Annotated in this window: 23 protein-coding genes and 1 riboswitch; of the genes, 9 read left to right on the forward strand and 14 right to left on the reverse strand. The window is 54.7% G+C overall.

All coding sequences use genetic code 11. The annotated features are described in order from the left end of the window. Positions 1–87: 87 nt before the first annotated feature. The 4 genes from NC979_RS04295 to NC979_RS04310 form a co-directional block, all read right to left on the reverse strand. On the reverse strand, positions 88–579 hold the full coding sequence (locus NC979_RS04295) for an REP-associated tyrosine transposase (RefSeq protein ID WP_190524171.1): 492 nt from the start codon (positions 577–579) through the stop codon (positions 88–90). A 293-nt stretch (positions 580–872) separates the two neighbouring features. After that, positions 873–1160 (reverse strand): hypothetical protein, encoded by a 288-nt coding sequence (locus tag NC979_RS04300; protein ID WP_190524173.1) that lies wholly within the window; start codon positions 1158–1160, stop codon positions 873–875. Between the two features lie 189 nt (positions 1161–1349). After that, positions 1350–1493 carry a hypothetical protein gene (locus NC979_RS04305; protein WP_190524175.1) on the reverse strand — a complete coding sequence of 48 codons (144 nt, stop codon included), beginning with the start codon at positions 1491–1493 and terminating at the stop codon, positions 1350–1352. A gap of 414 nt (positions 1494–1907) precedes the next feature. Further along, positions 1908–2168 (reverse strand): helix-turn-helix domain-containing protein, encoded by a 261-nt coding sequence (locus tag NC979_RS04310; protein WP_190524177.1) that lies wholly within the window; start codon positions 2166–2168, stop codon positions 1908–1910. Positions 2169–2285: 117 nt separating this feature from the next. Between NC979_RS04310 and NC979_RS04315 the strand changes: the two genes are divergently transcribed. Next, positions 2286–2534, forward strand: coding sequence for a hypothetical protein (locus NC979_RS04315; protein ID WP_190524180.1), 249 nt, complete (start codon positions 2286–2288; stop codon positions 2532–2534). 39 nt (positions 2535–2573) lie between these two features. Here NC979_RS04315 and NC979_RS04320 read toward each other — a convergent pair whose 3' ends face one another. The 3 genes from NC979_RS04320 to ntrB all read right to left on the reverse strand — a co-directional run bounded on the left by NC979_RS04320 (position 2574) and on the right by ntrB (position 5923). Then, positions 2574–3416, reverse strand: a complete 843-nt coding sequence (locus tag NC979_RS04320) for an ABC transporter ATP-binding protein (protein ID WP_190524183.1) — start codon at positions 3414–3416, stop codon at positions 2574–2576. Positions 3417–3531: 115 nt separating this feature from the next. Continuing rightward, positions 3532–4938, reverse strand: a complete 1407-nt coding sequence (locus NC979_RS04325) for an ABC transporter substrate-binding protein (RefSeq protein ID WP_190524186.1) — start codon at positions 4936–4938, stop codon at positions 3532–3534. Between the two features lie 136 nt (positions 4939–5074). Further along, positions 5075–5923, reverse strand: a complete 849-nt coding sequence (gene ntrB / locus NC979_RS04330; protein WP_190524189.1) for a nitrate ABC transporter permease — start codon at positions 5921–5923, stop codon at positions 5075–5077. Between the two features lie 97 nt (positions 5924–6020). Then, positions 6021–6180: riboswitch (cyclic di-AMP (ydaO/yuaA leader) on the reverse strand. A gap of 431 nt (positions 6181–6611) precedes the next feature. Between ntrB and queC the strand changes: the two genes are divergently transcribed. Together queC and NC979_RS04340 are read left to right on the forward strand one after the other, a co-directional pair. Beyond that, positions 6612–7298, forward strand: coding sequence for a 7-cyano-7-deazaguanine synthase QueC (gene queC, locus NC979_RS04335; RefSeq protein ID WP_190524193.1), 687 nt, complete (start codon positions 6612–6614; stop codon positions 7296–7298). 173 nt (positions 7299–7471) lie between these two features. Next, positions 7472–8344, forward strand: a complete 873-nt coding sequence (locus NC979_RS04340) for a phosphatidate cytidylyltransferase (RefSeq protein ID WP_190524195.1) — start codon at positions 7472–7474, stop codon at positions 8342–8344. On the opposite strand, the gene NC979_RS04345 is transcribed toward NC979_RS04340, so the two are convergent. The 3 genes from NC979_RS04345 to NC979_RS04355 form a co-directional block, all read right to left on the reverse strand. Beyond that, positions 8341–8472, reverse strand: a complete 132-nt coding sequence (locus NC979_RS04345; protein ID WP_255524884.1) for a hypothetical protein — start codon at positions 8470–8472, stop codon at positions 8341–8343. The genes NC979_RS04340 and NC979_RS04345 overlap by 4 nt on opposite strands. A gap of 109 nt (positions 8473–8581) precedes the next feature. After that, complete coding sequence (gene arsJ / locus NC979_RS04350; protein ID WP_190524198.1) at positions 8582–9832, reverse strand: organoarsenical effux MFS transporter ArsJ; 1251 nt, start codon at positions 9830–9832, stop codon at positions 8582–8584. Between the two features lie 132 nt (positions 9833–9964). Then, positions 9965–10972 carry an ArsJ-associated glyceraldehyde-3-phosphate dehydrogenase gene (locus NC979_RS04355; RefSeq protein WP_190524201.1) on the reverse strand — a complete coding sequence of 336 codons (1008 nt, stop codon included), beginning with the start codon at positions 10970–10972 and terminating at the stop codon, positions 9965–9967. 256 nt (positions 10973–11228) lie between these two features. Here NC979_RS04355 and NC979_RS04360 point away from each other — a divergent pair, with 256 nt between their 5' ends. Next, a complete protein-coding gene (locus tag NC979_RS04360) occupies positions 11229–11843 on the forward strand; it encodes a Uma2 family endonuclease (RefSeq protein ID WP_190524204.1) in 615 nt (204 codons plus the stop codon). A gap of 17 nt (positions 11844–11860) precedes the next feature. On the opposite strand, the gene NC979_RS04365 is transcribed toward NC979_RS04360, so the two are convergent. Further along, positions 11861–15712: a hydantoinase B/oxoprolinase family protein gene (locus NC979_RS04365; RefSeq protein WP_190524207.1), complete on the reverse strand. Its 3852-nt coding sequence runs from the start codon at positions 15710–15712 to the stop codon at positions 11861–11863. A gap of 170 nt (positions 15713–15882) precedes the next feature. On the opposite strand from NC979_RS04365, the gene fcl reads away from it, so the two are divergent. Continuing rightward, the gene (gene fcl / locus NC979_RS04370; RefSeq protein ID WP_190524211.1) at positions 15883–16836 is read left to right on the forward strand and encodes a GDP-L-fucose synthase; all 954 of its coding nucleotides are present in this window, start codon (positions 15883–15885) and stop codon (positions 16834–16836) included. 15 nt (positions 16837–16851) lie between these two features. Here fcl and NC979_RS04375 read toward each other — a convergent pair whose 3' ends face one another. Together NC979_RS04375 and NC979_RS04380 are read right to left on the reverse strand one after the other, a co-directional pair. Further along, on the reverse strand, positions 16852–17043 hold the full coding sequence (locus NC979_RS04375; RefSeq protein ID WP_190524215.1) for a hypothetical protein: 192 nt from the start codon (positions 17041–17043) through the stop codon (positions 16852–16854). Between the two features lie 70 nt (positions 17044–17113). Continuing rightward, positions 17114–17674, reverse strand: coding sequence for a pilus assembly FimT family protein (locus tag NC979_RS04380; protein WP_190524218.1), 561 nt, complete (start codon positions 17672–17674; stop codon positions 17114–17116). A gap of 306 nt (positions 17675–17980) precedes the next feature. Here NC979_RS04380 and NC979_RS04385 point away from each other — a divergent pair, with 306 nt between their 5' ends. From NC979_RS04385 to NC979_RS04400, 4 genes are all read left to right on the forward strand, one after another. After that, complete coding sequence (locus NC979_RS04385) at positions 17981–19090, forward strand: S-(hydroxymethyl)glutathione dehydrogenase/class III alcohol dehydrogenase (protein WP_190524221.1); 1110 nt, start codon at positions 17981–17983, stop codon at positions 19088–19090. A gap of 134 nt (positions 19091–19224) precedes the next feature. After that, on the forward strand, positions 19225–20076 hold the full coding sequence (fghA, locus tag NC979_RS04390; RefSeq protein WP_190524224.1) for an S-formylglutathione hydrolase: 852 nt from the start codon (positions 19225–19227) through the stop codon (positions 20074–20076). A 48-nt stretch (positions 20077–20124) separates the two neighbouring features. Continuing rightward, positions 20125–20688: a DUF4168 domain-containing protein gene (locus tag NC979_RS04395; RefSeq protein ID WP_190524227.1), complete on the forward strand. Its 564-nt coding sequence runs from the start codon at positions 20125–20127 to the stop codon at positions 20686–20688. A 298-nt stretch (positions 20689–20986) separates the two neighbouring features. Then, positions 20987–21595, forward strand: a complete 609-nt coding sequence (locus tag NC979_RS04400; protein ID WP_190524228.1) for a TetR/AcrR family transcriptional regulator — start codon at positions 20987–20989, stop codon at positions 21593–21595. Between the two features lie 85 nt (positions 21596–21680). On the opposite strand, the gene NC979_RS04405 is transcribed toward NC979_RS04400, so the two are convergent. Continuing rightward, positions 21681–22367: a glutathione S-transferase N-terminal domain-containing protein gene (locus NC979_RS04405; protein ID WP_190524230.1), complete on the reverse strand. Its 687-nt coding sequence runs from the start codon at positions 22365–22367 to the stop codon at positions 21681–21683. Between the last annotated feature and the right edge of the window lie 233 nt (positions 22368–22600).

Here is a 22600-nt window from a genome sequence, read left to right on the forward strand (position 1 = left end):
CTTATGATGCCTGAACCAGGTCGCCGTCAGGCAAATGCCAACAAGCTTGTAGGGTGCATTCGCGCAGCAATGCACCACTCAGAGTATCTACCGCTCCTCCCGCAAATACCGATGCACACTTGAAAACGCCCAATCCGTTGGGCACTCTACCAACCCATGCTTCACCGGGTTGTTGTGAATGTACTCACAATGGCTCACAAAATCCTGCTCATTTCGAATGCAGCTTTCCCAATAGCGCCTCTGCCACAAATTTCCTTCCCTACGCCGCTCTCCCGATGGGCTTTTCTCAGATGGCAGCGTTAACTCCTGGCCGCAAGCTTTTGTCACCATCAGCTTGATCAACCGCCACCGCTTAGCGTAGTCGACATCCTTGTCAGGCAATGTCCAAATGCAATGAAAATGGTCGGGCAAGAGCACAAAGGCATCAATGGTAAAAGGATACTTCTGCCGCACTGTGATGATGGCATGACGTAAGGACTGCCTGCCCAAGTCGGTACAGAGCCAGGGATAGCGTTGATAGGTAACGTGGGTGAAGAAGAAGCTGCCGCCGGGTTGGTAGCAACGTCGGTAGTCGGGCATGGAAGCGAGGGATGCACTTTGTATCAAAGTGCCCAACGGTGGGTGGAACCTCAAAGTGGTGCATTGCTGCGCGAATGCACCCTACGGTTGGTGAAGATCGCGGAGCCTCGCCTGAGTGCTACGCACCCTAAAGCTGATCGTGGTCTTGGTTTTTGAGCGTATTGCCCAATGGAGAGAATAGGCGATCGCCTCAATGCAACCTGCTGAGCTTGCCTGGCTGATAGGAAGGTTAGGCCAACCAGAGCAGCTTAAATTTAATCGTGGGTAATGCCATTTTCTTCAGTGAGCCCTAATTATTCTTTCCTGTGCTTTTTCGCAAAGCTTTTGGCCAGTTCACTGCCATTTGCGCGCTTATCTACTCCAAAAGAGCAATAATTAGATTGTGGCTTTAGGATTTCTTCAAATGCCGTGATTAAGTCAAAAAGAACTTGCGGTGTACCCCATTGTTTGTTGCGAACCTGAAAAATCCAATCAAGCATTTCCGCACTACTATTTATTTCTTCCAAATCAATTTCATACCCTTCAACCGTATGATTCAGCGTGAGATTACTTGCATTAAAATTCCAATCGCCCCATCTCATAAGCTTTCTAGCCTTTTTCCTTGTTATTCAAAAAAACACACATTCAAAATACCATAAAAGCCTATTTTTACCACTAAGAGTAGTTAGTGATAAAAATAGGCAATCGCTCCAGTGAAAACTGTTGAACTTGTCCGGCTTTAAAGAATTGGGCTAACTAGAGCAGCTTGAATTTGTCTACCCTACTTGCTACTAAAATTTGCCTATGAAGAAATGCTCAATTGTTAGGCGAAAGGTGATGTAGGAAACAGGTAATCCAGCCAAGAATCCTATTACTGCTGTTGGAGCAGTAATAATATCCATGTCAATTCCCGCTGCCCCTAAAATCACGCCCATAAAGAAGCCACAGACGAATCCAAAAATTATGCCAATGATTGTCGATATTAAGTAAAAAAAATAACCATGCAACAAAATAATCGGACTCTTTAATTAATGTCTTTCTCATAGTTGCAACTCAATATCACTAACTTTTTTATGAAAACGAGACAAGCTTTATCTATGCAGAGCAAGCACTACGCAAACTCATCATGCAAGAAATACTACACCTAGCTAGGCGGCACCATATAAGATCACATCGGTCTTGCTTAAGAGTATTCCCCAAGTACATGTAATATCTCTGTTCCTTATATTGAGATTTCTCGATAGCAGAGTATTAATGTTCAGGCATAGCTAAGACCTTGGACTGGCAAGACTCAGACTCAACTAGGCTCAATCAGGTTGTTTTAAAAGTTGAAGCATTTATCCTATCAATTAGGTGGATTTGTCCTGCTCGTTGATCTCACCTTTCAGCATTTCGCCTAAGTAAAGATAGACAAAACTTGCTGCTGCTTCGTCACTTAAGTCTTTTAGAGCTTCTACAATATCCGCTACTGTCTCTGCGGTGGGGTCACGTTCTTCGTGGAACCACTTGTAGATAGCCGATCGCTGCAAACCCATTTTGACGGCGAGGCTATTTTGGCTAATGCCGTACTGCGTGAGGACTTCCCGTAGCGCTTTTCCTGCTCTTCCCATGCCCCCATCGTCCCAAAGGAGCAGAGCATCGTAAATGTAATCGCAAGAGATGACATGGGATGCGCAGATGCTATATGATGCACTTGTCATCTTAAGCGATTACATAAAGGTGTCCTTATGCCGCAAGCGTTTATTCCTTCGGTCTTGTCCAATCCCGCTCTGCAAGTCACCATCGAACCCGCTGCTGAGCCGGGGCGCGAGGTCATTCGCATCTTGGTCATCGGCAGCACCCACGGCGTTGAGCGCATCCTCCACGAACTCTATCGCCTCGGTTTTGCCGAAGTGCGCGAGTGGAGCAAGCCCCAACCCACCGGGCGCATCAACGAAATCATGCGCGTACTCACCCGCTACGTGTTAGCGGAGTAGAGCGAGTGGGTTGAGGTCAGCGTTTCCTTTTCGACGTCCCTAGCTCATTTGCTCAAAGTAGCTGTCGAGAAACCCTAGGGCATGGTTGCGGAGTTCAAAGTACTCTTTGGATTCGCGCAGGGCAGTGCGATCGCGCGGGTGCTTAAACGGCACCTCCAAAATTTCGCCAATGTGGGCATTGGGGCCATTGGTCATCATCACAATGCGATCGGCCATATAGATAGCCTCATCCACATCGTGGGTAATCATCATCACCGCCTGAGGGTTGCGCTCCCAGATATCCAACACCTGGCGCTGAAGGTGGCCACGGGTAAGAGCATCGAGAGCACCAAAGGGTTCATCCATCAGCAGCATCTTAGGCCGAATCGCCAGGGCGCGGGCAATGCCGACCCGCTGCTTCATACCGCCCGACAGCTCGTCAGGGTATTTCAAGGCTGCGTCGGTGAGGTTGACCATCGCCAGGTGTTCTTCGACCAGATCAGTGCGATCGCGGGGAGAAAGATGGTCGCACACTTCATTCACCGCCAGCCGCACATTCTCGCGCACTGTCAGCCAGGGTAGCAGCGAATAGTTTTGAAACACCATCATGCGATCGGCCCCTGGCTTTTTGATTGGTTTCCCTTCCAAAAACACCCCGCCTGAGGTGGCTTGCTCTAGGCCGCTGACAATCTTGAGCAGCGTCGATTTGCCACAGCCCGAGTGGCCAATAATAGCGATAAATTCGTTGGCGCCGACGGTGAGGTTGATGTTGTCGAGCACGACTGTGGGGTCGCCACCAGCGCTAGGGTAAGCCTTTACCAGGTCTTGAATGACCAAAAAATCGGTTCCAAGCTCAGCCTGCCGTTGCTCAGAGGGCTGTGAGTATTGACTTGACTTGACCATGGTTTTCTCCTGAATATTGCATCTAGAGCAAGGAAGACTGTTTGCGGGGCAGCGGGCTTAGCGTAGGGGGCCGGTTTAAAGATCTTGACATGTCAGCCCTTCAACCAGCCATCTCTCACCCCATATAGATCCGCTGGGGACGGTTAGCGCGAATCTCAAACCCGTTTAAATAGCCCACTGGGTCGCTGGGGTCATAAGCAAGACCGTCGATGAATAGCTCCCCAGGTTCTACCTTGTAGTCATCTGCTGGGCACTCAATGCCCATTTCCCCGGCGATATCTCGATATAAATCGGTGCGCCAGGCCTGCTTAGCTTTGGCTTCCGCATCGGCTGGAAACTCCTCGATTTGCCCCCAGCGGGTGGCCTGGGTCATCAGCCAGATTGACTGGGACTGCCACATAAAGGTGGAATGGTCGCCAGCTGGATGAGGCAGGTTCTCGGGCATTTTAAAGAAGACGGTGCTATCTGGCATTTGAAAAGTGCGATCTTTGCCATCAAAACCGCCGTAGTTGTAGTTACCCACCAAGGCAGGTTCCGTAAATTTAGGCTTTGCCCCAGTAAATGATCGAGCCGAGATAATCTCTGCGACTTCGGTGCGATTGGCCGGGTCGTCGCAGTAGCGGCAGGCCTCGATCATCGCCTTGACGAGGGAGCGGTAGGTTTTAGGATTTTCGTTGATGAAATCTTCCATCACCGCCAGCACCCGGTCGGGGTGCCCCTGCCACACCTCTTTGCCGTGGGCAAAGGTAAAGCCGACATCCTCGTTGCCGGTGATGGCGCGAGTATTCCACGGCTCGGCTACCATGTAAGCCTGCATGGCCCCAATGCGAATATTGGAGACCATCTGCGGCGGCGGACTGATAATGATGCGGAACGTTTCTACCGGGTCAACCCCTGCCGCTGCTGAGATGTAGCGAATGAAGTATTCGTAGATAGCTGAACTAAGCACCGCGGCCCAGACCTTTTGAGATGTGGGTATGCTGTCAAAATAGCCCCGAAAATCGCGACCAAAGGCCTCCAGATCGCCATTATATTCCCGCCAGGGGCGCAGGCCATAATCCCACATGGCGCGGTTCATGGTCATGGCGTTGCCGTGTCGGTGAATGGTCAGGGCCGCACACATGGGAGCCTGGGGAGCACCCTCGGCTCCAACGCGAGCATTGGTGACGGCCCCAGAGACTACCGGGGATGCGTCAAGCCGCCCAAAGATGACGGCATCGCGGGAGGTGCCCCAGCTGGCCTCGCGGTTGAGGGCAACCGTCAGCCCGTATTTGTGAAAAAAGCCCTTGGCCTGGGCGATCGCAAACGGAGCGCAGTCATTAACGGGCACATAGCCCACCTTAATGTGGGACCGCTCTAAACTGGCCGGGTCAACCACCTGCTCAACGTTGGCGGCCTGAGCCGCCCCGCCGCTAGGTGATGGACTGCTCGATCGCAGCGCCTGACTACAGGCCGAAGCCGCTAGCCCCGCCGTAAACCCAGCCGCCCCTTGCAAGAGCGATCGCCGGTTGATCATCGTCATGGCTTTAATCCTTGTTGTCTGTGAAGTGTCAGAAGGGATTGGACTGACCAGCCGCGTTTGGCTGCCTACTCAAAACCTGCTTTTTAAAGAACTTGCTCAGCAGTGAACTGAGAGGTTTTGCCAGTTAGCTTGAAGGCTACATAGCTTTGGCAGGACGGTGGGTTGCCCAGCGCTCGAGCAGAGTGATGCCGTAGTCCAACACTAGGCCGGTGAGACCAATAACAACCACCGCCAAAAATACCGAGCTAAGGCTGAGCCGGTTCCATTCATCCCAAATAAAGAAGCCAATACCAATGCCGCCAGTGAGCATTTCAACTGCCACAATTACCAGCCAGGCGATCCCCAAGCTCAGCCGCAAACCCGTGAAAATATAAGGTAGGCTGGCTGGCCAAATAATCTTAGTCATCTGCCGCCAGCGGGGCATTTCTAGCACCTGCGCCACGTCTAAATAATCTTTAGGAACGCTGGCCACACCCAGGGCGGTGTTGATCACCGTTGGCCACAGGGAAGTGATAAAAATTACGAAAATAGCCGATGGATTGGCCAGGTTAAAGATTGATAGGGCAATGGGCAACCAGGCCACCGGAGACACCGGGCGAAACAGCTGCACGATGGGGTTGATGGCCATCATGGCGCGGGGCGATAGACCAATCCAAAAGCCGACTGGAATGGCCACTAGCGTGCCTAACAAAAACCCCAGCAGCACCCGCCGCAAACTGGCCAGCAGCAGCCAACCAATGCCCAAATTGCCCGGCCCGCGCCGGAAAAAGGGATTAAAGATGTAGTCGAGGTTGGCCATAAACGCTTGCCCAGGAGTAGGCATCAGCGTGGTGAAAAATGTGGCGACCACCCACCAAACCAGCAGCACGACGAGAAACGCGATCGCCGGTAAGACAATCCTTTCCAACGGAAAGCGAAATGGCGGCTTGACAGACTTGGTCTGCCCCGAACGGGCAGCCGCACGGGTGCGCAACTTGGGCTGCATGAAACACTCCTAGAGGCTAATCATGGACAGCGAACAAGCCGTGTTAACACGACTTAGGACACTGAAACAGCCAAACATTAGTAAAAATGCTGACGATTCAATCTCCCCTCAATGCCGACGAGGTTAGCTGACGGGCTAGGACTGAGAGATGTCCTCTTCCGATTACCCTCAATTTGGGTATTAAGAACTCGGAAATACGCCCCTTTACTGGTTCCCCCGCTCTTGCATACCCAGACACTTAAAGGCAAAAACCTAAAGACACAGGGTTAGCAGACTAGGCTGACTTGTTCGATTTACTGAGTTTAAGCGTAAGAATCTGAGCCTGTCAACTAGAAACTTAGCAGCACTCAATGTATCTATCCTAGGTAAAGAGCTGTTTTCTCTCAATAGCTTGACTTCTCCCTATTTAAAGGTGCAATGGAAATTAGCTCATGACTTATTTTGTTAACAATAATGATTCGTCAGCGCCAAACATTTGCTATAAGTAATGACTTATTGCTTAAAGAAGCACAGACTTTAATGCACTTAACATGAGTAATTACCTATTGATTGAAGGGACAAAGATTCCAGCAGAACGCAGTCATCTGTCGGTACTAGAAACCCAAAATCCATAGGTTTTTGAGCAGCGTTGGGCTATTCTAGCTACCGTACAAATGGGTACCTAGTCGCTCCGGTCTTCATTTGCCCTATGGCTCAGTCAAGCGTTACTTCTAAAGCCATTGTGCTGCTCTCGGGTGGTCTCGATTCGGCTACGGCCGCTGCCCAGGCGATCGCCGATGGCTATGACCTGGTGGCGCTGTCGTTTAACTACGGCCAGCGGCACCAGCGCGAGCTAGAGGCGGCGAAGGCTGTGGCGAAGCATTTTGCGATCGCAGACCACCACTTCATTGATGTCGACCTGGCCCAGTGGGGCGCGTCTTCTCTCACTGACCTAGCCCAGCCGCTGCTCCAGGAAGGCCTTGACGCGGGCATTCCCTCCACCTACGTACCGGGGCGCAACACGGTGTTTATTGCCCTGGCTTTGGCCTTGGCCGAAGCCAAGGGGGCCGAGGCGATCTACCTGGGCATCAACGCGGTGGATTATTCTGGCTACCCCGACTGTCGGCCTGAATATCTGGCCGCCTTTCAGCAGTTAGCTCAGCTCTCCTCAAAGGCGGGGCTAGAAGGTCATGCCCCCAAACTGGTTGCGCCTTTGGTGGTGGATTCTAAAGCAGATATTGTGCGTCGAGCGGTGGCTCTGGGAGTGCCGATCGAGCAAACCTGGTCGTGCTACCAGGGTGGTGCGGAGCCCTGTGGGCGGTGTGACTCTTGCCGTATTCGCGATCGCGCCTTAGTAGAAGCAGGCTATCCCCAGCTCGCCACCTCTACTGGCTAAAGACAGGTTCAACCGGGCGGGTACACCTTTGGCCTGCTCTTACCGCTAGCCTCCTGTCTTGGTTTCCTGGCGGGGACTCTAGGGGAATGTGGCACAGTGTAATAAGCTGCATGACAGTTGCTGCCTCATAACTAGGGGCAACGCTCTGTTTAACCCCCTCTGCACTTCCACCTATGCTCTGGCCTCGAATCATTAGCGGAATAGTGGCGATCGCGGTCGCCTTGGTCATGATTTTGCTGGGGGGCTGGTACTTCACCCTAGGCTTTGGGGTGCTGATTTTCTTGGGGCAGCTTGAAATTTTTGCCCTGGTAAAAGCCAAAGGCATCTTGCCGGCGGCCAAAACTACCCTAGTGGTAAGCCAGCTGCTGCTGATTACTGCCCACCTGTCGCCGCCCTTAGCCGACGCTCTGCTGCCGCTGAGCGGTACGTTTATCTGCTTTTATCTGCTGTTCCAACCCCAGGTGGCCACCATTGCCGATGTGGCAGCGTCTATTCTAGGCCTGTTCTACGGCGGCTATCTACCCAGCTTTTGGGTGCGCCTGCGCGACTTGGGCGACACCGCCACCACCCTGCCCCTGGGCGGCTTCTGGCCCGCAACCTGGCCCCCTGCCCTCGATAGCTTACCCTACGGTCTTGTCATCACTCTGCTAGCTTTTGCCTGCATTTGGGCTTCAGATATTGGGGCCTACACCGCTGGAAGAATTATTGGCCGCACCCCGCTGTCTAACATCAGCCCCAAGAAGACGGTTGAAGGGGCGGTCTTCGGCATGCTGGGCAGCATGGTAGTGGCATTGATTGGCAGTCACTGGTTGCAATGGCCTCTCTGGCCTGCCACTGGAGCTGCCCTCGGCCTAATGGTGGGCACATCCAGCCTGCTGGGTGACCTCACCGAATCGCTGATGAAAAGAGATGCCGGGGTCAAAGACTCTGGTGCTCTCATCCCCGGCCACGGCGGCATTTTAGACCGCACCGATAGCTATGTGTTTACAGGCGCACTGGTGTACTTTTTCGTCACCCTACTGCTGCCCCTGCTGTCAGCGAGTTAGCGGCCCCGCTGCTCCCAAAAGTTCAACTCTTGGCGAATGCGATCGCGCTCTTCCACACTGGCGAATCGCAGTTGGTGACGCAGCTCTCCAATCACCTGGCGACGCTGGCTAGACGATTGCTTATCCATAACTTTCCTTCAAAAACTGTAGCTATAACTACAGTTTAGAGAGCAATGTTCCGGGTCTTACTTTCTATTACAAATCTTTGAATGGTCAACCAACGCCAACATTTGCTCACTAGCCTACCACCATGGTCGAATCAGCAGGGTTTGGCTCGGGCAGCTGCGCCGTAATCAGTGCCGCCGCCAGCACAAACAAGCTCGACACCCACAGGCACCCCACTAGCCCAAACCACTGGTAAAACAGCCCTGAGGTAATCGTCCCCAGCAGTCGCCCGCCCGAGTTTGCCATGTAATAGAAGCCCACATTGAGGCTGACATCGCGATCTTCGGTGTAGGCCAGCACCAGGTACGAGTGCACCGCCGAGTTAAAGGCAAACACAACGCCAAAAACCACAAGTCCGCCGGTCACGGCAATGTCGCCCCGCACCCCAGCCATCAGCGTCAGCGCAATCAGGGCTGGAATGGGCGTCAAAATGGATGTCCAAAACAGAATGGTCTTGGCCTTGGGCACCACCTTGCCGGTGCTGTCTTTGCGCAAAAGTTGCGGTGCCAAAAACTGCACCATGCCGTAGCCAATTACCCAAAGAGCCATGTAGCTGCCCACCTGCATAAACCGCCAGCCCAGCGCCTCATACAAAAACACCGGCAGCGCCACTACAAACCACACATCCCGCGAGCCAAACAAAAAGAACCGCGCCGCCGACAGCACATTGATCGCTTTGCTCTTAGAAAACAGCTGCTTGAAGGGCACTTTTTTGCCGATTTTGCCCATACCCGCAGGCAGGAGCGAGCCCGATAGCAAAATCACCCCCAGCACGGCCGCCTGGCTCAGTAGCGCTGGGCGAAAGCCCACCCCCTCTAGCAGGGCGGCCCCGACGAAAAATCCCACCCCTTTTAGCGCGTTCTTTGACCCGGTGAGCACCGCCACCCACTTAAACAGGCGCGATGCTGCTTCCTTGGGCACCACCAAACGAATGGCGCTCTTAGAACTCATTTTGGTGAGGTCTTTGGCGATGCCCGAGAAGGCCTGAGCCGCCATTACATAGCCCACCTGCACCGGCACCCCCCAGTCGGGGTTCAAGCAGCTCAGCATTACCAGGGCAAAAATTTGCAGGGCAATGCCGCCGTAGAGGGTTTGCCGAATGCCCACTTGGGAACCAATCCAGCCACCGAAGAAATTCGTCACCACGCCAAACACTTCGTAGAAGAGAAACAGCATGGCGATCGCAAAGGGGCTATACCCCAGCACGCGGAAGTGCAGCAGCACCAGCATCCGCAGGGCACCGTCGGTGATGGTAAAGCCCCAGTAGGCGGCGGTGATGATCGCGTAGTTGCGCAGGCTCTCGGGTTTGAAGGTGGAGGACATGGGGAGTGGATGGGTGGGCGAGTAGATGGGTGGATGAGTAGCCGTAGGGTGCATTCGCGCAGCAATGCACCACAGAGTTCAGGTCAAGAAAAGAGAAAATGTTCGCTGAGCCCTATCTTTTGAGGACTAGGTCTATAGGCTCTGCGCTACCTTGCGAGCCAGTTCCGCCATGCGGCAGGAGTAGCCCCACTCGTTGTCGTACCAGGCGAGAATTTTTACCTGGGTGTCGTCCACGACCATAGTGGAGAGGGCATCGACGATCGAGGAGCGGGGATCGTCTTTGTAATCCACCGATACTAAGGGGCGGGTTTCGTAGCCTAAAATTCCTTTGAGCGAGCCATCGGCGGCGGCTTTGAGGAGAGAATTGACTTCTTCGACGGTGGTGGGGCGATCGACTTCAAACACGCAGTCGGTAAGGGAGGCATTGAGCAGGGGTACCCGCACCGCTAGGCCGTTGAGCTTGCCTTTGAGTTCGGGGTAGATCAGGGCGATCGCTGTCGCCGATCCCGTCGTTGTTGGAACTAGCGACATGCCTGTGGCGCGGGCACGGCGCAGGTCTTGATGGGGAGCATCCACAATGGTCTGCGTGTTGGTGTGGTTGTGAATGGTGGTGATCACCCCGTGGCGAATGCCCAGCCCTTCGTGGATCACTTTGACTATGGGGGCCAGGCAGTTGGTGGTGCAGGAGGCGGCCGTCAGTAGGTGATGTTCTGCTGGGTCGTAGAGGTGATCGTTGATGCCGTAGACCACGTTGAGCGCGCCTGCTTTGACCGGGGCGGCAACAATTACTTTCTTAACGCCGTGGTCGTAGTAAGGGGCCAAGGATTCTACAGTGCGAAACTTGCCGGAGCACTCCAGCACCAGGTCTACGCCATAGTCGGCCCAGGGCACCTCATTGGGAGAAGCACCGCTGCTGAAGCTGAGGGGAATGCCGGCGATCGCAATTTTTTCAGAGCTAACGGCTTCGACTTCCGCTGCCCAACGACCGTGGACCGAATCAAATTTGAGTAGATGCGCCGCAGACTCAGGGCCGCCTTTGACTTCGTTGATGTGAACGAATTCCAGCTCAGGTAGGGCCCAGCCCGCTCGCAACACCAGCCGCCCAATGCGGCCAAATCCGTTTACAGCAACCCTGACCATTCCTAAACCCTCTGGATCGAACGATGGCGAATAGAAGCAAGAAACTAGCTGTAGCGCTTTGCACACAGCCTCATTTCAAAAAATATTGATGCTTTATTATTTCAAGAAAAGTTGATGTGTCAAGTTATGCAGACTACATCTCCCTGGGCTTTGGGGTCTCAAACGCCGCGCTGCTTCTTCAGCAGCGCGGCTAGGGTTAGCTGGCGAGTACGGTCAATTGTAGTCACATCTGTTCTAAATCACGGCGGGTGTCTAGATGGTGCAGACCACAGCGCAACCCCTCAGTTTTGAAGACTTTATCGATCAATACCCCTGCGATGGCGGGCGCTACGAGCTGATTGAAGGCGAGGTGGTTGAGGTGCGTCCCACGGGTGCCCATGGAGACATTGGTGGGTTTATTGCCCTCAAGCTTGGTGTTCTAATTGACCAGTTAGAGTTGCCGTTAACAATTCTTCGCACCTGCGTAGTGAAACCCCTGCGGCCCAATGCGGGCTACATTCCCGATGTGGCCGTGCTCGATCGCACTCAACTCCAGCACGAGCCCCTGTGGGAAAAATCGTTTACGGTCTGCAACGGCGCGACGGTCAAGCTGGTAGTAGAGGTGGTCAGCACCAACTGGCGGGACGACTACGGTCTCAAGCTGGCTGACTACGAGGCTATGGGCATCGCAGAATACTGGATCGTGGACTTCCGCGCCCTGGGGGCCGCACGGGTGATTGGCCAGCCGAAGCAGCCCACAATCACACTCTGTACCCTAGGGACCGATGGCTATCAGCTAGAACGATTTACTGGAAATGATCTACTGGTTTCACCGACCTTTGCAGCGTTGAGGTTGACAGCGCAGGACATCTTTAGAGCTGGCGCAGAATAGCCAGTTTTCTTTGCACCTCACTCGGGTTGATTGCCGTAGCCGCCACCGCCCGGTGTGGCTATTCGAATGCAGTCTCCCGCATCTAGGGCTATGGTGGCCTGCCCCGGCAAAGCCTCCACTTGGCCATCGGCGCGAATCACCTGGTTTTCTCCCACATCCCCTGGCTGTCCTCCGGCCAAGCCAAAGGGCGGTACTAGCCGATGGTTAGAGAGAATTGCGGCCGTCATCGGTTCGCGAAATTCCACTGTGCGCACAATGCCGTTGCCGCCAGCGTATTCTCCTGCTCCGCCGCTGCCCTGGCGAATGCAGAATTCTCTCAGCAGCACCGGAAAGCGCCATTCCAGGACCTCGGGGTCGGTCAACCGCGAGTTGGTCATGTGGGTATGCACCGCATCGGTGCCGGGGAAGCCGGGGCCAGCCCCCGAGCCGCCGCAGATAGTTTCGTAGTACTGATGGCGATCGCTGCCAAAGGTGAAGTTATTCATGGTGCCTTGAGAAGCGGCGATCGCACCCAAAGCCCCATACAGCGCATCGGTCACCGCCTGAGACACCTCCACATTACCCGCCACCACTGCCGCTGGGTAGTGTGGGTTTAACATGGACCCCTTTGGGATGACAATTTCCAGCGGTTTGAGGCAGCCCGCGTTGAGGGGAATGTCGTCATCCACCAGTGTTCTAAACACGTAGAGCACCGCTGCTTTGCACACCGCTGTCGGCGCGTTGAAATTGCTGGGCCGCTGGGGGGAGGTTTCAGAGAAGTCAATCTTGGCGCAGCGTCCCTCGCGATTCACGGTGACCTGCACGGCAATCTGACTGCCGTCATCCATTGGGTAGGTAAACTGGCCGTCGTGGAGGCGATCGATCACCCGCCGCACGCATTCTTCGGCGTTGTCCTGCACATGCTGCATGTAGGTCTGCACCAGCGCTAAACCATAGTGATCCACCAGCTTTTGCAGCTCTTGCGCTCCCTTTTCATTAGCCGCGATTTGGGCCTGCAAGTCAGCGACATTCTGCGTTGAGTTCCGCACAGGGTAGGGGGCCGTCGTCAGGATTTCTAACAGCTCAGACTCCAGAAACCTCCCCCGATCAACTAGTTGCACATTGTCGAGCAGCACGCCCTCTTCCTCAATCGAAGTGCTGTTCGAAGGCATCGAGCCAGGGGTAATGCCGCCGATGTCGGCGTGGTGACCGCGAGAAGCGACGTAGAACTGTGGATGAGTGGATGAGTGGATGGGTGGATGGGTGGATAGAGTTTGAGATGGTTTTGGATTCTCCTCTGTCCCCGACTGGGCGATATAGGCGTGGGGCTCGGCCAAAAAGACTGGAGTGATAACGGTTATATCCGGCAAATGGGTGCCGCCGTTGTAGGGGTTGTTTTGCAGATACACATCGCCCGGTTTGAGGTCAGCACCCTTGGCCTCGATTAAACTCCGCACGCTTTCGCCCATCGACCCCAGATGCACAGGAATGTGGGGCGCGTTAGCCACCAGTTGACCATTTTGGTCAAACACCGCGCAGGAGAAATCCAGACGTTCTTTGATGTTGACCGAGTAGCTAGTGTTTTGCAGCGTGATTCCCATTTCTTCGGCCACGGCGCGGAAGAGGTTGTTGAAGATTTCGAGTAGAACAGGATCAGGCAAGTTTGAATTTTGTTCGCGCAGCGTCTCCGGAGAAGTTTTGAATTTTGAATTCCCAACTCCTATTGCCTGTCCTCTCACCTCCTTCTTCAAAATCAAATGCCCCTTTGTTGCCAGAGTTGCCCTCCAACCCGGCTCCACAACATTGGTGCCCGTCGCCTCGATGATGAGGGCCGGGCCTGCGATCGCATCCCCTGGGCACAAATCATCGCGGTGGTAGACGGGGGTGTCGTACCAGGTATCAGCGGTGTAGACAGACACGCTGGTTTTAGGCAGCAGCGGCGTAGTGCGAGTTTTTTGAATGTCGGGTTCGTCGGGGCTGTGGGTTTGGCCAATGGCTTCGACTGCAGCGGTATCAACAATGAGAGTTTTATTCTCCTGGGCGAAACCGTAGCGCTGGCGGTGCAGAGTGGTGAACTGCGATCGCATCGCCTCCACCCCCGCAAAATCTACCGGCAGCACCGAATCTGTCCCTTCGTACTTCAGCAATAGCCGAGGCAAAACTTGGGGCAATTTTGAATTCTCCGGTTCCCCTCTTTCTCCGGGAGAGGGGCTAGGGGAGAGGGCCTCAAACCCCTGCTGACGCAATTCCTCCAGTCCCTTTTTAGCCAGAGACTCTACCACCTGCTGAATCTGCGGCAGCGTAGCCTCATCTAGGGGTAGTTCTACAGATTGCTCGTTTAGCGATCTCACATCTGCCAGCCCCATGCCGTAGGCCGACAACACCCCAGCGTAGGGATGCAGAAACACCTCGGTCATGCCCAGGGCCTCAGCAATCAGGCAAGCGTGCTGGCCTCCGGCCCCGCCAAAGCTGCACAGTACATATTCAGAAACGTCGTAGCCCCGCTGCACGGAAATCTTTTCGATGGCGTTAGCCATTTTCTCCACCGCAATGGCAAGAAATCCAGCGGCGACCTGTTCGGGGCTACGAGCATTCCCAGTGGCAGCGTGGATTTCCTCTGCCAGGGCCGCAAACTGCTCGCGTACCACCGCTGCATCGAGCGGCAGATCGCCCCCCGGCCCAAACACATGGGGGAAAAACTCGGGCTGGAGTTTGCCCACCATGATGTTGCAGTCGGTTACCGCCAGCGGTCCACCATGGCGATAGCAGGCTGGCCCCGGATAAGCCCCTGCCGACTCTGGCCCCACCCGATAGCGGCTGCCGTCAAAGCTCACGATCGAGCCGCCCCCCGCCGCCACCGTGTGAATCGCCATCATTGGTGCCCGCAGCCGCACCCCCGCCACCTCGGTTTCAAAGGTGCGCTCGTACTCGCCTCGATAGTGCGACACATCCGTTGAGGTGCCGCCCATGTCAAAGCCAATCATGCGATCGTACCCGGCCTGGCGGCTGGTCTGCACCGCCCCCACTACGCCCCCGGCAGGGCCAGAGAGAATGCTGTCTTTGCCCTGAAACAGCGCCGCATCCGTTAGGCCACCATTGGACTGCATGAACATAAGGCGGGGTGAGGAAGGAGGGGAGGCATGGGACTGCTTGTTCTCCCCCATCTCCCCCACCGCCAACTGCCCTGCCACCCGATCTACATAGCGCCTGAGAATTGGCGACAGATAAGCATCCACTACCGTCGTGTCGCCTCGGCTGACAAGCTTAATTAACGGGCTCACCTGGTGAGAGAGGGAGACTTGGGTAAAGCCAACCTGGCGGGCGAGGTCCCCTAAGCGCAGTTCGTGAGCAGGGTAGCGATAGCCGTGCATGAGAACAATGGCACAGGCGCGAACTCCAGCATCGTAAGCTCGCTGAAGTTCCTGGGTGAGTCGAGCTTCCTCCTCAGCGCTTAAAGCAATTAAAACTTCGCCCTGGGCGGTGAGGCGTTCGTTGACTTCGATCGCCTGCTCGTAGAGCATTTCGGGCAGCTCAATGTGGCGAGCAAAGATGTTAGGGCGATTTTGGTAACCAATGCGCAGAGCATCTTTAAAGCCCTGGGTGGTAACGAGGAGGGTGCGATCGCCCTTCCGCTCCAGCAGTGCATTGGTGGCTACGGTTGTCCCCATTTTTACCGCCTCGATCAGCTCAGCCGGAATCATTTCCCCTGGCCCTAACCCCAGCAGATCACGCATGCCTTGAATAGGGGCGTCGGCGTAGCGATCGGGGTTTTCGGATAGCAGCTTATGGACGATAATCTGTCCATCGGAGCGACGAGCCACAATGTCGGTAAAGGTGCCGCCGCGATCGATCCAAAATTGCCAGCGGTTGGGCAAGGGCTGTAGGGTCATAGCGTAAAGGAGTGGGAAACTTGAGACGGGCTTCAGGCTTCATTGTGAACTACCGCTAAACTCGGCGAGCAGGCGGTTGTCGCTGGCAGACTCCCGATGTCAGACTCGTGGCAATGGGGATAGGCCATCTACATTCAGTGCTGATGTAATTTTTATCTGAGCTCAACCCTATGGATACTCAATCTAAAATCTATGTAGCCGGTTCCCGTGGCCTTGTAGGCAGCGCCCTGGTGAGAACCCTCAAGGCTCAGGGTTATGAAAATTTGGTATTGCCCTCAAGCCAAGAGCTTGACCTGCGCAGCCAGGCAGCAGTGGATGAGTTCTTCGCCCAAGAAAAGCCTGACTACGTCTTTCTGGCGGCGGCTAAGGTGGGTGGCATTCATGCTAACAACACCTATCGGGCCGAGTTTCTCTACGACAATTTGATGATTGAGGCCAACATCATCCACAGCGCCTACCAGCACGGCGTGCAAAAACTGCTGTTTTTGGGGTCATCCTGCATTTACCCGAAGCTCTGCCCGCAGCCAATGAAGGAAGATTACCTGCTGACGGGTTTTCTAGAGCCGACCAATGAGCCCTATGCGATCGCCAAAATTGCCGGCCTCAAGCTCTGCGAAAACTACTGCCGTCAGTACGGGGTGAACTTTATCTCGGCCATGCCCACCAACCTCTACGGGCTCAACGACAACTTTGATCTGGCCAATTCCCACGTGCTGCCCGCGCTGATGCGCAAGTTCCACGAGGCCAAAGTCAATGGTGAGCCCACCGTCGCCGTGTGGGGCACCGGCACCCCCCTGCGCGAGTTTCTGTATGTTGATGATTTAGCCGACGCCCTAGTGTTTTTGATGAACAACTACAACGACGTAGATTTCGTCAACGTCGGCACCGGCCAAGAGGTTTCAATCAAAGAATTAGCCCTCACTATGAAAGCCGTGGTCGGCTATGAAGGCGACCTAGTGTTTGACACCACCAAGCCCGACGGCACCCCGCGCAAACTGCTCGACGTCTCGCGCCTCAACGCAGCGGGCTGGCAGGCTAAAACCGACCTTAAAACTGGTATCGAGCAGACCTACGCTTGGTTTTTGCAGAGCTACGACTCGCTCCGGGGCCGAACTGCCGCTTAGGGTCGTGGTGCCTCTTCAGGCGGGCTCGCATTTGCCGCTGCGAATCAACCCCACCCGGCGGGTAATGGCTTCCTGCTGGGTGGCGTAGGGTCCCCACATAGGGCGACGCTCCTGCAATCGCTCGCGGCTAATGCTTTCTGCGGATAGCACGTTGCAGGTGCCGTCTTCGGCCTGAACTACGTACCACCCCTCATTTCTTTCTGACATTCACTCACTCCTAAACCATGTCATGGCGCTAACCTATTAAACTCGGTTTTGCTCCAAGTGGGGGGAGAGGTTAATAACAGAAGCGATCGTTGCTGTTGGCTTGGGCATGTCCTTTGCCCTTGCGCATCGCCCCAATCATGGTAGAAACCACCACGCAACGGTGGGTTTCTTTGCTGCCATCCATGGAGAATGTGACGGTGCTAACACGGGTCTTGACGTTGCCGTACATATCAAACTTGACATAGTAAGTGCCACCTGAGCTAAGCATGGTGTTGTCGATATCGGCAAAAACGACGCCCTCAACCAAGGGAGACCAAGCGACCACCTGGGTCGATAACGTCGTTTCGGGATGACTAGCCCACTCAATGCGGCCGTTGCGATCGCGAATACTGAAGCGGCGATCGTGGCGCTGCTGCATGGCATCGGCCTGGGTAGCCCGCATCCCCTGATACACCATGTCTTGGGTGGCGTTGATCTTGCGCTGTTGCACAAAACTAAACCATGAGGGGGCTGCGATCGCCGCCATCAGCCCCATAATCACTACCACAATCAATCCTTCAATCAGCGTGAACCCAGCAGAATTAGCCTGCTTGTAGATTGGTCTGCGCGATCGCCGCCAGAGTCGAGTCATATTGTAGATGCAGAGAGCCCTATGCGCTCAAGATGCCCGTGGGCTAGGGGCATAGACGATCGCTTAGCCTCACATCGGCCATTGTGCCGAGCGATGTCTGAGAATGCTGACAGATAGCCTAAGCGCTGCAAAGTCGGTAAGCTGACTAAGAGGTTGCAATAGCTCATCTGAGCCGGTTTCAGCCCCTTGCCAAACTAGCCAAATTGGCGATTCCCATGACATGCGTTGATACCAAGCGACAGACTGTAAAATTCTGCGCTTGGCATCCACGACACCGTTTCGACTGCCCCAAAGGAGATCTTGCCCGTGGATGTTAAAGCTGCCGTTGCCCTTGGCCCTGGCCAACCCCTGACTATTGAAACCGTTCAGCTAGAGGGGCCCCGAGAGGGTGAAGTGCTAGTCGAAATCAAAGCCACCGGCATTTGCCACACCGATGCTTACACCCTCTCTGGCAAAGATCCCGAAGGGTTGTTTCCAGCAGTCTTGGGTCATGAGGGGGCCGGAGTGGTGGCCGAAGTCGGCCCCGGTGTGACCAGCCTCAAACCCGGCGATCACGTGATCCCGCTCTATGTGCCTGAGTGCCGTCAGTGCGAATACTGCCTCAGCTTTAAGACCAACCTCTGCCAGGCTATCCGCCTCACCCAAGGGCGGGGTCTTATGCCCGATGGCAGCAGTCGATTTTCCCTAGGGGGCGAGCCGCTGTTCCACTACATGGGCACCTCCACATTCTCGAACTACACGGTAGTACCCGAGATCGCCTTGGCTAAGATTCGCTCCGATGCCCCCTTCGAAAAAGTCTGCTATATCGGCTGCGGCGTCACCACGGGTCTGGGCGCAGTGATTAACACCGCCAAAGTTGAACCCGGTGCAAACGTGGTGGTGTTTGGCCTGGGCGGCATCGGTCTCAACGTTATTCAAGGGTGCCGCATGGTGGGGGCCAACAAAATCATCGGCGTTGACATCAACCCCAACCGTCAAGAATTGGCCACCAAGTTCGGCATGACCCACTTCGTCAATCCAAAGGAGGTGGAGGGCGACTTGGCAGCCCACCTAGTGGAATTAACGGGCGGCGGGGCCGACTACAGCTTTGAGTGCGTGGGCAATGTAAATTTGATGCGTCAGGCGTTGGAGTGCTGCCACAAGGGTTGGGGTGTCAGCGTCATTGTCGGTGTCGCTGCCGCTGGCGAAGAAATTAGCACCCGCCCCTTTCAGCTAGTGACCGGAAGGGAGTGGAAGGGCACGGCCTTTGGTGGAGCCAAGGGGCGCACCGACGTACCCAAAATTGTTGATTGGTATATGGATGGCAAGATCAACATCGACGACCTGATCACCCACGTCATGCCGCTAGATGAGATCAACACGGCCTTTGACCTTATGCACCGGGGTGAGAGTATCCGCAGCGTGGTGACGTTTTAGTCTCTTTTTTGACAACCGGGACGGCTATCTCACAAACCTGAAACCACCTGCTTTTCTCGGGTGGAATAGGGAGCCTGCCTGTCCCAGATAGACAGCCGAGAGGCTATCCCACAAACTCTCTACCATCTACCCCTATGGCCCTTACTCTCCATAAACAACATGCCTGCTTTGATGGCACAGTTAGCTACTACAGCCATCCCTCTGATGTCTGCAACTGCGAGATGCGATTTGCAGTATTTGTGCCGCTCCAGGCGCAGACTGGCCCGGTGCCTGTGCTGTTTTACCTGTCGGGGTTGACCTGCACCGAAGACAATTTCACCAGCAAGGCCGGAGCTCAACGCTATGCTGCGGAACACGGCATTATGCTAGTGGCCCCCGACACCAGCCCTCGCGGTGAAGGGGTGCCCGATGAGCCGGAGGCCTGGGACTTTGGCATTGGAGCTGGGTTTTACGTGAATGCCACGGAAGCGCCCTGGAGCAAAAACTACTCCATGTACAGCTATGTGGTGCAAGAACTGCCGGAGCTAATCGCTCAGGAGTTTTCGGTGCGGCGCGATCGCATGGGCATTTTTGGCCATTCCATGGGGGGCCACGGGGCGCTGGTCTGTGGCTTGCGCAATCCCGATCTATTCAAATCGATCTCAGCCTTTGCGCCGATCGCCGCCCCCTCCCAATGCCCCTGGGGTCAGAAGGCGTTCTCGGGCTATCTAGGGGCAGATTCCAATAGCTGGAAGGCTTACGACGCGACGGAGCTGGTGAAGGTTTACCCTCAGTGCGATCGCACCATTTTGATTGACCAGGGCACCGCCGATAATTTTTTGGCGCAAAATCAGCTGCTGCCCGACGTTTTTGCAGACGCTTGCAAAGAGGCCGGACAACCTCTAGTTTTACGCATGCAGCCGGGCTACGATCACAGCTACTTTTTTATGGCGTCCTTTATGGCTGACCATCTGCGCCACCATGCCGATGTGTTAACAAAGGGCTAGGCTAGGAAAGATTGTCCAAGCTGACTCGCGTTATCAGGAGACCCCGTTATGGTGAGATATTGTGTTGCTGCTCTACTAATAGTGCTGGCATGGCTGACCCCAGGGGCAGCTTGGGCCAGCCCATTATCCCCCCTGCTCGCCCAGGCTACTGGGGTAGAATTGCCCGAGGTTGAGGCCAGTGCGCCCCTTAGCGACGCCGACATTGCCACCTTTGCTAAGGTTTACCAGCAGGTGCAAACGCTGCGTCTCCAGGCCGAGCAAGAGATGGCCAAGGCCGTAGAAGACGAAGGTCTGACCATTGAGCGATTCAATGCGATCGCAGAGACTCAGCTCACCGATGCAGCCGAAAGCTCCGAAGATATGGCTAAAATTGCTGAGAAAGCCAAAATTTCTAAAAAAGACGACAAAAAGTTTAAAGCGGCCGTAGATCGCATCATCGCTATTCGCCAGAGCACCGAAGGCGATATGGAAAAAGCCATTGAGGCTGACGGGCTTTCGATCGACACTTTCAACAGCATTTTGGAGCGTTCTGCCGACGATACTACCCTCCAGCGGCAGATTAGCGATGCGATCGTTAAGCAAACTCTAGCCGCCGCTGAACCAGCAGCTTAAGGGTTTGCGAAGCCAAATTTGACAGGTTAATGGGGGTTTAGGGTTCAAGGTTTAGGGTTCAAGGTCTTAGATGCATAGCCTGCCTTAAACCGGGCACCCTAAACCCTAGACCCTAGGCATTAAATCTGTCACAGACAGCCCGGTCGCTTGACGACTTCAATTAGAGTCATCAACCACCCTTAGGAGTAGTTATCTCAGGTTTTATGAGGTTATGTGAACCCGGCCTCGGGCTGCGGAAAAATGGGGTCACAATGGGCCACAGAAGCCGAATCTGTGCTTACTCTTGAGGGTTTTTGTGATGGTGCCTTTCTTCAAAACCGCCCCTGCGGAAACCGATACGGAGACCAAGATTCTAAAAGCGGCTCTAAAGCTGTTTGCTAAGCACGGCTATGGGGGCACGACTACCCGCGAACTGGCCCAGAGCGCTGGGGTGGCTGAGGGCACTCTGTTCCGCCATTTTGAGAATAAGAAAGCGATTTTAGTGGCGGTGGCCAGCCAAGGCTGGGTCGAAATTCTCACCGACTTGCTGACTGAGCTGAGCGAAATGGCTAGCTATAAGGCGATCGGCCAGGTAATGCAGCGGCGCATGCTTAATCTGCAAAAGAACTCGGCCCTGATGCGGGTGTGCTTTATGGAAGCGCAGTTTCACCCCGAGCTGCGGGAGCAAATTCAAACCGAAGTGATCGGCAAAATGATTGACGTCGCCGAAGCTTTCTTCCAAACCGCCATGGATCGCGGCGTCTACCGACCGATGAACGCCCGCATGGTGGCGCGCGTCTTTTTGGGCATGTTTACGGTCGCCGGGTTTAGCCAAGACACCCTCGGTGACGAAGCCGCCTCGCCCCAGGCGATGAAAGATCTGGCCGAGTGTTTGACGGATATTTTTTTGAATGGGGTGCTTGCCTAGGAAAAGATAGGGAAGGTAAGGAGGATGAGGAAGATTTTGCTGATTTTCTTCCCCATCCCCTCATCTCCCTATCTTCCTCACTTTCCTACCGCCGTCCCTGACCAAACAGGATCGCCTTGGCCTCATCGCTCATGGTTGATTCGGCGCGCATTGACTCGGCGATCGCATAGGCCCGCTCCACCGCTGGCCGCGCTTTGATCGCCTCAAACCAGCGCTTCAAATTGGGGAAATCCTCCAGGTTTTGCTGCTGGGTTTCGTAGGGCACAATCCAGGGATAGCAGGCCATATCGGCGATGGAGTAGTCGCCGGCGATAAAGTCTTTGCCCTCAAGCTGCCGATCTAAAACGCCATAGAGACGCTCGGTCTCTTTGACGTAGCGGTTGATGGCGTAGGGAATTTTCTCAGGGGCATAGCTGCCGAAATGGTGGTTTTGACCCAGCATTGGCCCCAGCCCGCCCATTTGCCAAAACAGCCACTGCATGACGTTGGCGCGATCGCGCAGCCCCGACGGTAAGAACTGCCCGGTTTTTTCGGCTAGATACTGCAAAATTGCTCCTGACTCAAACAGGCTCAGGGGCTCACCGCCGTCAGCTGGGTCATGATCGACAATGGCGGGGATGCGGTTGTTGGGCGCGATCGCCAGAAAGTTAGGATTAAACTGATCGCCCTTGCCGATATTGATGGGCTTGAGGGTGTAGTCCACATCAGCTTCTTCGAGAAAAATGGTGACCTTGTGGCCGTTGGGGGTCGTCCAGTAATAGAGGTCAATCATGGCAAGCATCCTTGGGGGCAAAGCACGGGAGCAGACCCAAATAGCCTAAACCAAGTCCTCCGCTATTGTGAAAAATTTAGTACAATTGAACTATGTAATATCAACGGGCACAGCGCTTGAAGCAGCAACTTGGAGAAAACGCGCTGATATTGGTTCAAAACCCCGACCTCTAAGGCGTTGTAAGCCCTAGGTCGTGTGTGACTCAACATTTCTTTCGATTTTGTTCCCATCCA

The sequence above is a fragment of the Leptolyngbya subtilissima AS-A7 genome, assembly GCF_039962255.1.
Classification (GTDB): domain Bacteria; phylum Cyanobacteriota; class Cyanobacteriia; order Phormidesmidales; family Phormidesmidaceae; genus Nodosilinea.

Excerpts from the sequence above, each read along its gene's own strand:
- NC979_RS04295 (WP_190524171.1), bottom strand. The coding sequence starts at position 579 with ATGCCCGACTACCGACGTTGCTACCAACCCGGCGGCAGCTTCTTCTTC.
- NC979_RS04300 (WP_190524173.1), bottom strand. The coding sequence starts at position 1,160 with ATGAGATGGGGCGATTGGAATTTTAATGCAAGTAATCTCACGCTGAAT.
- NC979_RS04305 (WP_190524175.1), bottom strand. The coding sequence starts at position 1,493 with ATGGGCGTGATTTTAGGGGCAGCGGGAATTGACATGGATATTATTACT.
- NC979_RS04310 (WP_190524177.1), bottom strand. The coding sequence starts at position 2,168 with ATGGGAAGAGCAGGAAAAGCGCTACGGGAAGTCCTCACGCAGTACGGC.
- NC979_RS04315 (WP_190524180.1), top strand. The coding sequence starts at position 2,286 with ATGCCGCAAGCGTTTATTCCTTCGGTCTTGTCCAATCCCGCTCTGCAA.
- NC979_RS04320 (WP_190524183.1), bottom strand. The coding sequence starts at position 3,416 with ATGGTCAAGTCAAGTCAATACTCACAGCCCTCTGAGCAACGGCAGGCT.
- NC979_RS04325 (WP_190524186.1), bottom strand. The coding sequence starts at position 4,938 with ATGACGATGATCAACCGGCGATCGCTCTTGCAAGGGGCGGCTGGGTTT.
- ntrB (WP_190524189.1), bottom strand. The coding sequence starts at position 5,923 with ATGCAGCCCAAGTTGCGCACCCGTGCGGCTGCCCGTTCGGGGCAGACC.
- queC (WP_190524193.1), top strand. The coding sequence starts at position 6,612 with ATGGCTCAGTCAAGCGTTACTTCTAAAGCCATTGTGCTGCTCTCGGGT.
- NC979_RS04340 (WP_190524195.1), top strand. The coding sequence starts at position 7,472 with ATGCTCTGGCCTCGAATCATTAGCGGAATAGTGGCGATCGCGGTCGCC.
- NC979_RS04345 (WP_255524884.1), bottom strand. The coding sequence starts at position 8,472 with ATGGATAAGCAATCGTCTAGCCAGCGTCGCCAGGTGATTGGAGAGCTG.
- arsJ (WP_190524198.1), bottom strand. The coding sequence starts at position 9,832 with ATGTCCTCCACCTTCAAACCCGAGAGCCTGCGCAACTACGCGATCATC.
- NC979_RS04355 (WP_190524201.1), bottom strand. The coding sequence starts at position 10,972 with ATGGTCAGGGTTGCTGTAAACGGATTTGGCCGCATTGGGCGGCTGGTG.
- NC979_RS04360 (WP_190524204.1), top strand. The coding sequence starts at position 11,229 with ATGGTGCAGACCACAGCGCAACCCCTCAGTTTTGAAGACTTTATCGAT.
- NC979_RS04365 (WP_190524207.1), bottom strand. The coding sequence starts at position 15,712 with ATGACCCTACAGCCCTTGCCCAACCGCTGGCAATTTTGGATCGATCGC.
- fcl (WP_190524211.1), top strand. The coding sequence starts at position 15,883 with ATGGATACTCAATCTAAAATCTATGTAGCCGGTTCCCGTGGCCTTGTA.
- NC979_RS04375 (WP_190524215.1), bottom strand. The coding sequence starts at position 17,043 with ATGTCAGAAAGAAATGAGGGGTGGTACGTAGTTCAGGCCGAAGACGGC.
- NC979_RS04380 (WP_190524218.1), bottom strand. The coding sequence starts at position 17,674 with ATGACTCGACTCTGGCGGCGATCGCGCAGACCAATCTACAAGCAGGCT.
- fghA (WP_190524224.1), top strand. The coding sequence starts at position 19,225 with ATGGCCCTTACTCTCCATAAACAACATGCCTGCTTTGATGGCACAGTT.
- NC979_RS04395 (WP_190524227.1), top strand. The coding sequence starts at position 20,125 with ATGGTGAGATATTGTGTTGCTGCTCTACTAATAGTGCTGGCATGGCTG.
- NC979_RS04400 (WP_190524228.1), top strand. The coding sequence starts at position 20,987 with ATGGTGCCTTTCTTCAAAACCGCCCCTGCGGAAACCGATACGGAGACC.
- NC979_RS04405 (WP_190524230.1), bottom strand. The coding sequence starts at position 22,367 with ATGATTGACCTCTATTACTGGACGACCCCCAACGGCCACAAGGTCACC.